The 12,223-nt window shown below is 32.2% G+C and carries 11 protein-coding genes and 1 other RNA gene; 4 read left to right on the forward strand and 8 right to left on the reverse strand.

What is annotated here, in order from left to right; translation table 11 throughout:
* The first annotated feature begins 25 nt into the window (after positions 1-25).
* The 3 genes from ASC41_RS03280 (at position 26) to ASC41_RS03290 (ending at position 3,083) form a co-directional block, all read left to right on the forward strand.
* Positions 26-421: a ribosomal maturation YjgA family protein gene (locus tag ASC41_RS03280; protein WP_083477127.1), complete on the forward strand. Its 396-nt coding sequence runs from the start codon at positions 26-28 to the stop codon at positions 419-421.
* A complete protein-coding gene (locus ASC41_RS03285; protein WP_055435219.1) occupies positions 408-1,061 on the forward strand; it encodes a DUF1361 domain-containing protein in 654 nt (217 codons plus the stop codon). The genes ASC41_RS03280 and ASC41_RS03285 overlap by 14 nt, the downstream gene beginning before the upstream one ends.
* 126 nt (positions 1,062-1,187) lie before the next feature.
* Positions 1,188-3,083: a TlpA family protein disulfide reductase gene (locus tag ASC41_RS03290; RefSeq protein WP_055435220.1), complete on the forward strand. Its 1,896-nt coding sequence runs from the start codon at positions 1,188-1,190 to the stop codon at positions 3,081-3,083.
* A gap of 72 nt (positions 3,084-3,155) precedes the next feature.
* On the opposite strand, the gene ASC41_RS03295 is transcribed toward ASC41_RS03290, so the two are convergent.
* From ASC41_RS03295 to ASC41_RS03305, 3 genes are all read right to left on the reverse strand, one after another.
* Positions 3,156-5,231 (reverse strand): carboxypeptidase-like regulatory domain-containing protein, encoded by a 2,076-nt coding sequence (locus ASC41_RS03295; protein ID WP_055435221.1) that lies wholly within the window; start codon positions 5,229-5,231, stop codon positions 3,156-3,158.
* Positions 5,232-5,323: 92 nt separating this feature from the next.
* Positions 5,324-6,160: an SDR family NAD(P)-dependent oxidoreductase gene (locus tag ASC41_RS03300; protein WP_055435222.1), complete on the reverse strand. Its 837-nt coding sequence runs from the start codon at positions 6,158-6,160 to the stop codon at positions 5,324-5,326.
* Positions 6,161-6,179: 19 nt separating this feature from the next.
* The gene (locus tag ASC41_RS03305; RefSeq protein ID WP_055435223.1) at positions 6,180-7,388 is read right to left on the reverse strand and encodes an NAD(P)-dependent oxidoreductase; all 1,209 of its coding nucleotides are present in this window, start codon (positions 7,386-7,388) and stop codon (positions 6,180-6,182) included.
* Between the two features lie 224 nt (positions 7,389-7,612).
* Between ASC41_RS03305 and ssrA the strand changes: the two genes are divergently transcribed.
* Positions 7,613-8,007: a transfer-messenger RNA gene (ssrA, locus tag ASC41_RS16575) on the forward strand.
* Between the two features lie 279 nt (positions 8,008-8,286).
* Here the strand turns inward: ssrA and ASC41_RS03310 are convergent.
* The 5 genes from ASC41_RS03310 to ASC41_RS03330 all read right to left on the reverse strand — a co-directional run bounded on the left by ASC41_RS03310 (position 8,287) and on the right by ASC41_RS03330 (position 12,223).
* Positions 8,287-9,126, reverse strand: coding sequence for a DMT family transporter (locus ASC41_RS03310; protein ID WP_055435224.1), 840 nt, complete (start codon positions 9,124-9,126; stop codon positions 8,287-8,289).
* 28 nt (positions 9,127-9,154) lie between these two features.
* Positions 9,155-9,673: a LacI family DNA-binding transcriptional regulator gene (locus tag ASC41_RS03315; protein WP_055435225.1), complete on the reverse strand. Its 519-nt coding sequence runs from the start codon at positions 9,671-9,673 to the stop codon at positions 9,155-9,157.
* The gene (locus ASC41_RS03320) at positions 9,670-10,338 is read right to left on the reverse strand and encodes a bifunctional 4-hydroxy-2-oxoglutarate aldolase/2-dehydro-3-deoxy-phosphogluconate aldolase (protein ID WP_055435226.1); all 669 of its coding nucleotides are present in this window, start codon (positions 10,336-10,338) and stop codon (positions 9,670-9,672) included. The genes ASC41_RS03315 and ASC41_RS03320 overlap by 4 nt, the downstream gene beginning before the upstream one ends.
* Before the next feature lie 11 nt (positions 10,339-10,349).
* Complete coding sequence (locus ASC41_RS03325; protein WP_055435227.1) at positions 10,350-11,372, reverse strand: sugar kinase; 1,023 nt, start codon at positions 11,370-11,372, stop codon at positions 10,350-10,352.
* Between the two features lie 86 nt (positions 11,373-11,458).
* Positions 11,459-12,223, reverse strand: coding sequence for an SDR family NAD(P)-dependent oxidoreductase (locus tag ASC41_RS03330; protein ID WP_055435228.1), 765 nt, complete (start codon positions 12,221-12,223; stop codon positions 11,459-11,461).

A 12,223-nucleotide genomic window follows, 5' to 3' on the forward strand; every position in this document is an offset into this window, starting at 1 on the left:
TGATTAAAACAATAAACACCAACACATGAAAACTACATTTCAACCTTATTACTTCGCATCCTTTTACTTTTTGTTATTAATAGAAATTGCAATTGCAATATTCTTAAAAGGCGGATTTATAAGGCATACGTTTGGCGATTTCTTATCGGTAATCCTAATCTATTGTTTTATAAAAAGTTTTTTAAACATTAAACCCATATTAGTAGCAACGCTAGTACTTGTTATTGCTTTTATTATTGAATTCTTACAACTAGCAAACATTTTAGAGTTTTTAAATTTAAGAGACAATAGATTAATTGCAACACTTTTAGGAACATCGTTTAGTATTCAAGACCTCATCGCTTATACTTTAGGCACAATATTTATATTGATTACAGATATTATTATTAACAAAAAAAGCAGTAAAAATGAATCTAATTAAAACTATATTTCCAAAACAAGCACGTTCTTTAAGTATTGTATTTATGCTCGTGCTATTTTGTTTTCTAGTTCTATTTTTTAGAATTTCAATTACAAAAACACTTTACTACATTTTTTTAGTTTGGAATCTTTTTTTAGCTATTATACCTTATGGTATTACTCTACTTTTATCAGATAGAAAGAGATTGAATAAAATAAGTTTCGTTTTAATCTTCTTTACTTGGCTTGCATTTTTACCTAATGCTCCATATATAATTACCGATTTATTTCATTTAAACATAAGTACGTTTAATAACATTTGGATAGACACCTTAGTTATTAGTGCGTTTGCAATCACTGGTATGTTTTTGTTTTATTTTTCTTTATTTCAAATGAAAAATTTACTCTTAGCTTTTTTCAGCAAATCAATATCCAACGTTTTAATAACCTCAACTATATTCCTATCTGCTTTTGGTGTTTATATTGGTCGCTTTTTACGCTATAATTCCTGGCAAATTTTAAGCCATCCACAACAATTATTTAGTGATATCATTAATATGATACTCCATCCTATTACCAATAAAGAAGTTTGGTTATTCACGCTTTTATTTGGGTTCTTTTTACAATTTGGATATTCCATATTTAAGCGTTTAAAAGAATAACTGTTTAAATCCTTTAATATCACTCAGACTTAAATCTCTAATTATAAAACAATAACAGTTAATTATAACATTGTTAATTTTCATTTTCTTACTTTTATAAGATTAACCAAAAACTTAAACTAAAAAATGAAACATTTATCAGCTGGATTACTACTTGCGGTACTACTTGTTTTTTCATGTAAGAAAGAAACAGAAAAAGTAGAAAAAACAAACACTTATAGTATGGGTGATTTTGAGCTTTCTACAGATGCTATAATGCACAACAAGCCAATTACAATTACCTATAATGGAGAAGATAAAGACATGGAAGGTTTTTATTATATGCTTGATGGATACAAAGCATACCCAGAAGATTTAAATTTTAAAAACGGGAAAGCAACTATTTCAATTCCAGACTCTATTTCTGCAATTGCTATAAACTTAAAAGTTGATGATGCTTACTTAGACAATGATAAAAAAGGTTATTTATTTCCTGTTTTAGATAACAAAGGAACTGCTATTGTTGGCAGTAAGTCTACTATGGAAGCCTATAAATCTGGTAATGGTCAAAATTACGGAATAGAAGGAGATGCAGATGTTTTAGCAAAAACACTTGAAGCAGATATTACAGCTAATCCAGAACTTAAAGAACTTTGGGGAACTCGATATTTAAGTAATGTAATGAGAAGTGATAGCAAAAAAGGAAAAGCATTAGCTAATACAATGCTAACAGAATTTGCTGCTAAAAAAGATTTAACGGAAGACGACTACACACAAATAAGTACTATATATAGAAACTTAAGAGATGCAAAAGGTGTCGATTCTATTTCTAAGATTGCAATTGCTAAATTTCCTAATGGAGAATTGAAGCAACAAGCTTTAATGAATGATTTTTATGGTGCAAAAACATTAGATGAAAAGGAAACTATTTTCACAGCACTTGAAACTAATTATGGAATGAGTCCTTCATTATCTTACGCTGCAAACAGTATTGCCGCACAAAAATTTAAAGAAGGAGACGAAGCTGGTTTTAAATTATACGCAAGTAAAATAACTAACCCAAACGATAAAGCTGGATTATACAACAGTGTTGCTTGGCCTGCTGCCGAAGAAGGAAAAAACATGGAAATGGCTTCTCAATTGTCTAAAGCGTCTTTAGATTTATTAATGCAAGCAAAAAAGGATGCATCTAACAAACCTACTTACTACACAGAAAATCAATACAAAAAGAGTGTTGATGATTCTTATAACATGTTTGCAGATACTTACGCTTTATTACAATACAAATTAGGTAACGTAAAAGAAGCAATTACATACCAAACTAAAGCTGTTGGAGATGGTAAAAGTAGTGATGTTAACGAGCGTTATATTGAGTTTTTAATGGCAGATAAACAATATAAGTTAGCAGCAGAAAAAGCTAATTTATTTTTAAGTGAAGGTCATGGAACTAGTAAAGTAAAAGGTTTCTACAAAACAGCTTATACCTCACTAAATCCTGATGCTACAGATTTTGATACTATTATTTCTAATATAGACAAAGCGAACCACGATAGAGAGTTAGCAGAATTAAAGAAGTCTATGCTTGACGAAGAAGCACCACAATTTGTACTTAAAAACTTAGATGGTGAAAATGTTTCACTTGAAGATTTAAAAGGAAAGACTGTGATTTTAGATTTCTGGGCAACATGGTGTGGACCTTGTAAAGCATCTTTTCCAGGAATGCAACAAGTAGTAGAAAAATATAAAGACGATGAAAGTGTTGTTTTACTTTTTGTTGATACTTTTGAAGATGGCAAAAACAGAGAAAAAGATGTTACCAAATTTATTAAAGATAACAACTACGGTTTCCATGTGTTAATAGATGGTAAAGTAAAAGATAGTAACGATTATGAAGTTGCTAAAAAATATGGTATCACTGGAATACCTACTAAAATAATTATTGGTCCTACGGGAAAAATAAACTTTAGAGCTGTTGGTTTTAGTGGCAACAACGATAAGTTAAAACAAGAAATGGACTTAATGATAGATTTATTAAAATCTTAAATCAATAAGTTTTTATAAAAAGAAAAAGCCACGATATATATATCGTGGCTTTTATATTTAATAGCATTTAAATTAAAAGTCTAATGGATCGTTAGGATCTGTACCATTTGTAGCTTCACTACAATCGTCTACGCCATCTCCATCTGTGTCTGGATCATTTGGACCTGTAATATTCCCATTAGGATTACACGTTGTTTCTGTAAAATCATCACCAGACAATTCCTCACAATTAAACAAACCATCTCCATCACTATCTTCGAAACCTAAAGCAGTAATAACTCCAATTATATTTTGTCCTGTATTATCACTTTCTACTCTTACATAAAGTTGTTGCACTCCAATAACTATTGATGTGTAAGGCATTGATAAGACATTAACTTCACTTTGCGCATCCGTTAAAGTTTCATAATAATTATAAACAAAGTTTGGAAAAGAACCATCTTCATAGTACAATGAAAAATCGTAGGCATAAACATCAATTACACAGCCTATTTCATAAATATCAGCATCAAACATATTAGAATTGTTATCAATATCGTCTAAATAATCTGGTGTTAGATCTCCGTCTGTATCATCATTCATTGGATTACCATCATTATTAGCATCTTCATCTGCTGTATTTATTCCATCTCCATCATCGTCTTCATCTTGGTAATTTGGAATCCCATCATTATCGGTATCATCATCATCTAAGTTATTATTTCCGTTTACATCTTCATCAATATCAAAAATACCATCAGCATCTGTATCTACTAAATCAACACAAGACATTTCTGTGCCTAAATCTGTAGTTGGCGCTGTAAAACTCCCATTAAAAACATCTGTAGACTGACTATTAGTAACGTCTATTACTTGTGCAGAATACGAAGTATCTGAAGCACAATAATCTATTACAACAGTAATTTCTCCATCTGTAATTGGAATTATTTGCGATTGGCTATTATATACTAATTGAAGGTATCCATTAGTAATAGCATCTCCATTACAATCGTTAAAAGTTGCTATAAAGTTTGTTGTTAAAGCACTTCCACTTTGTGCGGTTACCGATATGTTTTGGTCATCAGAATAGGAACCTAAAGCCATAGAGAACTCGTTATCTAAACATCCAAAATCTGGAACCGTTAACGTTAAAGTTTCATTTGCAGGCGCTAAACCACAAACCAATCCATCATTGTTTGTATACCCAGAAGTAGTAGAACTCCAACCAGTGGCATCTCTTTCTATTTGTACTAAAATATTAGGAATAGGATTGTTATTTTGATCTACTATTGTAACACAAAAATCGATAGTTTCAAAAGGTGCATCGCAATTCCAGAAACTAAAATGAGAAACCTCTCCTTCGTATTTACCATTAACTAAGGTTGCAGAACCTTCTTGTTTCCAATATCCATTATCTTCATCAAAATACCAAAGCGGTATTGTTGCAGGAGGACTAACAATACTAGTAGCAACAGGAACTCTTATAATAGCAGGTTCTCCTGGAGCAATGTTTAACTCCTCTCCTCCATCTCCTCTTAACTCCACAGCAATCATTCCATAAGATTCTAAAACTCTAAGTTCTCCATCTATAGTTTCTGCTGTTAAGTTTCCAGGCATCATTTCTATAAAATACTCATTATCTACACTTAATGATTTCATTATAATATCTACATTGCCTTGATAAGCTCCTCCAAATTGATTTGTAAACTGCCCTGGAAAATCTACTTCTACACCATCTGGCAAAGCTATAGTTAATGGTTGACCTGCAATTATTGTTGCTATAGGATCTAAATTTAACAACATTATTTTAACTTGATTAATACCACTTGTTGGTACTATAGCTCGCGAACTCGTAATAAAACCAGTCTTACTTACTTTTATGTCGGCAAACTTACTATAAACTGTTGCGCTAATTATTGAAAATACACCGTTAGCATCTGTTATAGCAAAAGTAGAACCAATATTAATAGTTGCTCCTGCTATTGGATTATTTTCTTCGTTTACAACTGTACCTACAAAACGGGCTTGAATGGCATCTCCAAAATTTTGCAAAAAAGGATTCGTTTCGCCTGCTTCAGAGCTTTCATTTATAGGTATATTATTGTCATTCTGGCAAGCGGTAAACGCAAACAAAAATGCTAATAGCAATACATTCTTTATTGATTTCATAATCTATTTTTTATCTTTATAAATATAACAACTAGTCTCTAATAAGTCCTAATCTTAAATGTTATTTGTTATGAATACTTTACTACGCTGTATTATACACTTTTTTTAATTAGTGATACATCATTCTCAAAATCTGCAACACTTGAAGTTTTCTCTCTGTTTTTTTCTTGAATTTTTCTAACAATTTTGGTTGTTCTATTTCTAGTTAAAAAACGAGGTAAGTTTGCTAAAAACTTATTAAAATTCCCTGGAACTGCAACTACTTTTCCTTTTAACATTGCTTTATAACCATAAGCAGCAACTGCTTTTGGACAAGCCATATTAAAACTTATTTTATTCTCTGAAGAAGCACTAGAAACTACTTCTTGAAAACATGTTTTAGTTGGTCCAGGACATAAAACAGTAACTGAAACTCCTGTACCTTTAAGTTCGTTTGCTATAGCTTCGGAAAAAGAAAGCAAATACGATTTTGAGGCATAATATAAAGCCATCATTGGTCCTGGCTGAAATGCTGCTAAAGAAGAGACGTTTAATATTTTTCCATGATCTCTATCCTTCATTCCTTGCAAAACAAGCTTTGTTAGATGTGTAATAGTTATAATATGCAAATTTAACATTGCAGATTCCTGCTCCCAATTATTATCTACAAAAGAACCATAGATACCAAAACCTGCACAATTAACTAAAACATCTATTTCTACGTTTTTAAAGGTATTAAAAACAATTTGAGCACTATTACTTTTGCTTAAATCTACAGCCATAACTTCTACATTACAGCTGGTTGTTTTTTGTAATTGGTTTTTAATGTCTTCTAGTTTTACCTCATCTATATCTATTAAAACTAAATTGTAGTTATCTTTTACTAACAACAACATTAACTCGTATCCTAATCCTGATGCTGCTCCTGTTACTACCGCTGTTTGGTGCATGTATTTGTTTTTGTACTATTTATTTTTCTCCGTCTACGTAATCTTGTAAATATGTAAATCGCGGTGTTAATTTACTATCGCTTGTTGTTATTTTAGCTCGTTTTAAAATTTCGTTCTTATCGTTATTAAAAAACGATGGTATTACATGTTTTAAAAACATTTCTCCAAAACCTTCACTAGCATCTTTTGGTAACTCGCAAGGTAAATTATCTACAGCCATAACTGTAATGGCATCTTTTGCGTTAAAGGCTACTTCTTTTTCTGTTTCCACATGGTAACCATAAAACGGATCTGCAATTGTAGATGCTTTTAATGTTGATGCTACTGGTCCATCGACATCGCAAGAAATATCTGCTACCAAATTAATTTTAAAATCTGGAGATTTTGCGTCTTCTCTTGTAAAAAGATAAGGTGCATTGTTTCCGTAAAAATGTCCTGCTATAAAGAAATTGGTTTCTTTTGCGTATGGCATAAAGTTACTTACGTATCCTGTTGGGTCTTTATAGAATTCCCACTTGTCTCCTACTTTACCATCTGCTCGTTTTGCATATTCCATTACATCGGCCATTACATAAACGGGCTCTGTAAATTCTGTTGTTAAATATAACGCATCACTAACTTCTTTTATTTTTAAATGGTCTAAAATCTCTTTTGCTCCTAATGCTACTTTTCCGGTTCCTGTAAGTAGTATTTTAATGTTTGGAAGAGTTATTTTATCTAATTCGGCTTTAACGGCCTCTAAATCTGCTAGTGTTTCTACTTTAGGCAAATTAAACAAACCGTCTCTTAAGCCTAAAGCTCTAAAACCGTTATATGCGCCAACTAATCCTGCATAGCGACCAAAACCAATTAATCGTCCTCCATTTTGTTTTACAATGGTTTCATGATCGTACATTTCTATGTTTCTTTCTAGCATTGCTAAAAGTAACTTACGATTGTAAGGTTGCTTTTTTATGGTATGCGAAAAGTAAAAGTATTTTTTATTTGGTATTAAGTTTTCTATTGGCACTTCTTTTACGCCTATCATAACATCGCAATCGGACACGTTGTCTGTTACCTCAAAACCTAGTGCTTGGTAGGCCTCATCTGGAAACACACGTATGTCGCTAGACTCAACAACAAACTCTGCTTGTGGGAATTGTGCTCTAGCTTCTGCCAGTTTTTCTGGTGAGAATACCACGCGTCTGTCTGGTGGGTTTTTACGTTCTTTTATTATGGCGAATTTCATATATAATTGTGATTGGAATAATTTTTGCACTAAAATAGTAGTAAAAGTAGGCTTATACAAACTTTCTTAATAACTTTGCATTCTTTACTTGATGCTTTTAAGGTTTTGAGTAAGTGCGTTAAGGATTGAAGTGGCATCCTTTTGCTTTTGCAAAAGATATAACGGAAAGCCTGACTCTACGTAGCTTTTGCGAAGTAGAGTAACGCCAAGATAATTTAATATTTGGGGTCGACTGGTTTTGACAGCGAGATTAATTAAATTGTAAGCACGTCGTGTAATGGCATTGAAACACGTTAAAGACTAGACCAAATTTTAATCGGCGAGAATAACTACGCTTTAGCTGCCTAATCTGAATTATAGTAAGATTAAGCCTCGGTACACAAGGTGTACGAGCTTTATGTCTCCGGAAAGCCTTGATTGACGGCGTTCCAGATGAGACATCGAAAATGTCAATATAGATTAGGCAGTGCTTTGTTGCCTTTTTGAAACTAAAGAAGATAAGTTAAAAGTGGATTGTCTTTAATCAGCTTTTAATCGAAAACCTAAGAAAAGAATAAGCGTGTAGAAAGCCTTTTGGTTACTTGTTTGGACGAGAGTTCGATTCTCTCCGACTCCACAATTAAAAACCTCAACTTATTGTTAATCAATTTGTTGAGGTTTTTTTTAATTATTATTTAGCCAAAGAGACTAAATTCTTCTTTTTGAATGATTTATTAATCTGTTCACATAAGAACAAAGACATTTTGAGCAAATTCAAAAACATGCAGGTTATAAATATTATAAAATAACAGTTTTAAATATTCCTGATATATTAAAATACTATGATGCTGAACTTACATCTATTTTAGAAGGAAAGCTTACGTTATAAAAACAATGACTTAATAGAACGACTTCTTCTTTACTTTTTTGAACGTTTAGTAACAATATTAAGCACTAGCCCAGAAACAATTAAACCAATACCTAAAAGACTCCATAATGTATAGTCTTCGCTAAACCATAATGAACCTATTATCATTGTAAAAATCACTTCTAAATACTTTAGAGGAGCTATTTGATTTGTTTCGCCAAGTTGCATTGCTTTAGTCATGTATAATTGAGCAAAATACCCAAAAGCACCTAAACTAAAAAAAGTTAACCATTGCATTCCGGTTGGGTTAATCCAATTATTAATAGATAGCACACCGCCTATTAATGCCGAGATAATCATAAAATAATTGACAACTACAACAGGATGATCTTGGTTGCCTATTTTTCTAATAGTTATATAAACCAATCCTGCAAACACGGCAGATATTAAAGCAAAAACAACACCTTCGATTTGTAACTCGTTATCCAGTCCTTTTAAAACTAAAACACCTGAAAAGGCAAGAGCAAAAAAGAGCCACTGTATTAATTTAATTTTTTCTTTGAGGAAGAGTACAGCAAATAATGCTGCAAAAACAGGTGCTATATACCTAAGAGAGACTGCGGTTCCCATAGCTATATATTTTAAAGAAAAGAAAAACAACATCATGGATGCTAGTCCGAAAATACTACGCAATACCAATAGTCCTTTTTGATTTCCTTTTAATGAAATTTTGTTTTTTAATAAAAACGGAAGTGTAAAAAACAGAGATCCTATAGATCTAAAGAATACAATTTGATAGACACTAAAATTATGTAATGATTTTACAAGTACATTTAAAAAGGTAAATGCAACTGCACTTAAAACCATAAACAAAATTGCCTTTTTAAGCATTTAAGTAGGTATTAGTTTATTAGGCAAATTACGCGATATTTTTTAACAAGGCATTAAAACTATTAATACAATATTTTTCTAATTGTTCTTGAGATTGGTTTTCTGTTATTTTAATAAACTCAATGGGATGGTTATAGTTTTCTATTAGAGGCTCCGTTTTAGATAATAAAATAACGCCATCCACACTACCATCGTTACTATTCTCAATACATTCTTTTTCTTTAGAAGGAGATTCAAGAGATTGAAAAAGCACAATTTTATAACCATTACTGTATGCTAGCTTTTCTAAGTTAAACAAAAACCAACTGTAAAGGCTATTGTTAACTTGTGGTATTATTACAGCTACTGCTTGCGTTTTTTTCTTTCTTAAACCTACGGCATAAGTATTAGGTCTATAATTATTTGCTTTAGCAATATCCTTAATTAATTTCCTTGTATCACTACTAATATCAAGTTTATTATTTAACGCTTTAGAAACAGTTGACACCGAAAAACCGGATATACGAGACAATTGTTTTAATGTCATTATAGAAACTAAATCTTTCATGACCTAAGGTCTTTAATTATTTCAATAGCTTCGTTTGTAAGTGATTCGATAGCACTAAAATCAAATTTCCCTTCTGTATTCTTTTTTATTAGTTTTGAACCAATACCAACGCAAGTAACTCCGGCAGAAAACCAGCCTTCTAAATTTTCTTTAGTTGGCGAAACACCTCCTGTAGGCATAATACTTGTCCAAGGTTGAGGTCCTTTTATTGCTTTAATAAAATCTGGTCCATAAATACCTCCTGGAAATAACTTCACAATTTCGCAGCCTAATTCTTCGGCTCTAGCAATTTCTGTAAGCGATCCACAACCTGGCGACCATAGTACTTTTCTACGGTTACAAACTATTGCAATATCTTCTCTAAAAACAGGTGTTACTATAAAGTTTGCTCCCAAAGCCATATATAACGAAGCAGAAGCTGCATCTGTTACAGAACCAACACCTAGAATCATACCAGGTAATTCTTTTAAAGCATACGTATTAAGAGCACCAAATATTTCATGTGCAAAATCTCCTCGAGCAGTAAATTCCATTAACCTTGCTCCACCAGCATAACAAGCCTTTAAAACTTGCTTACAATTATCTATATCACTATCGTAAAACAAAGGAACTAAACCCGTTTCTTGCATTACATTTGCTACTTCTATTCTTGAATATTTTGCCATTTTACTTTTATTTATCTTGAAACTTTTCCTGAAGAATCTCCACTTAATAATTTTTCTATATCATCTAGTGTAATTAAATTACAATCACCCGAAATAGTATGTTTTAAACAACAAGCAGCTACAGCTATATTTAAAGCCTTCTGCTTATTGGTTGCATGATTTATTAGTCCGTAAATTAAACCGCCCATAAAGGCATCTCCACTACCTACTCTATCTACAACAGGAGTTACTTCTTTAACATCTGCATTGTATATACTTTTACCATCATACAAAACACCACCAATACGCTGGTGCGAAGCACTTACTGAATACCTTAATGTTGTTGCAACTGTCTCTAAATTAGGACATAATTTAAAAAGCTGATCGTATAAAAAAGGTAAAGACTTCTCGTCTTGATAATTAGGGTTTACCTTATCTTTTCCTAACATAAAAAAAGCAGTATCAATATCTCCTAAAATAATATTACTGTACTTTAATAGCTCTGGCATTACCTCTTTAGGCTCTTTACCATATTGCCATAATTTAGATCTATAATTTAAATCTGAAGAAATAGTAATTCCTAATTTATGAGCCACTTTTAAAGCTTCTAAACACTCTTGTGCAGCAGACTCTGATATAGCTGGAGTAATACCACTCCAATGAAACCAAGTTGCCTCTTTTAAAACAGATTCCCAATCTATAGCTCCTTTTGTAATAGTGGCCATAGAACTATTAGCTCTATCGTAAACCACGTTACTACCTCTTGTACCAGCACCAGTTTCTAGATAATATATACCTAATCGATCTCCGCCATAAATAACATTTTTGGACTCTACATTATGTCTACGCATCTCTTTTAATGCACAAGCTCCAATCTCATTTTCAGGTAATCTGGTAACAAATTCTGCAGGAATACCATAATTAGCAAGGGATACTGCTACATTAAATTCTCCACCACCATAAGAAGCAGCAAACGTTTTTGCTTGAGAAAATCTTAAATGACGCTCTGTAGAGAGTCTTAACATAATTTCACCAAATGTGACAACTTTACTCATTTCTTGAATTTAATTTATTTACATTTAAAAATAAAGCCAAATAGATTTATAATAAAACTATTTGGCTTCCAACTAAAACTTAGGTCTTAGATACCTAATGCTTGACCTCCACCAATTTGAATAGTTTCGGCAGTAATAAATGATGCATCTTTACTTGCTAAGAAAGAAACAACTCCAGCAACATCTTCTGGCTGACCTAATCTTCCTAACATAATATTGTTTGCCCATGAAGCGAAAACCTCTGGTTTTGTAGCTTTAATTTGAGCGTGAAATGGAGTATCTATTGTACCTGGAGACACTGCATTTACTCTAATTCCATATTCAGCTAAATCTTTAGCAAACGCTCTTGTAATTGCGTGAACTCCAGCTTTAGATGTACCATAGATTCCTGCACCAGGTCCACCTGCTGTCCATCCTGCATTAGACGTATAGTTAATAATTGATGGGTGTTCTCCGTTCTTTAAAAAAGGTATTGCTGCTCTAGAAGCAAAAAATACAGAATCTAAATTTAAAGCCATTACTTTTCTATAAAACTCAGTAGTCATTTCTTCGAATCTAGATCTCCCACCTAGTCCACCTGCATTATTTACTAATACATCGATTCTACCGTACTTATTTCCTATTGCCTGGATATTAGAAGTTACCGCTTCTTCACTTGTAACGTCGAAACCATAATACTCAGCAGTAATTCCTTCATCAGTAAGCATTTTTAGTTTTTCGGCTCCAGCCTCATTATCAATACCGTTTAAAATTACCGTGTATCCATCTTTTCCTAATCGTTTTGCTACTTCAAAACCAATTCCTCCCGTTGCTCCAGTTACTATTGCAACTTTTCCACTATTTTTACTCAT

This window comes from Lacinutrix algicola, from assembly GCF_001418085.1.
GTDB classification, from domain to species: Bacteria; Bacteroidota; Bacteroidia; order Flavobacteriales; family Flavobacteriaceae; genus Lacinutrix; species Lacinutrix algicola.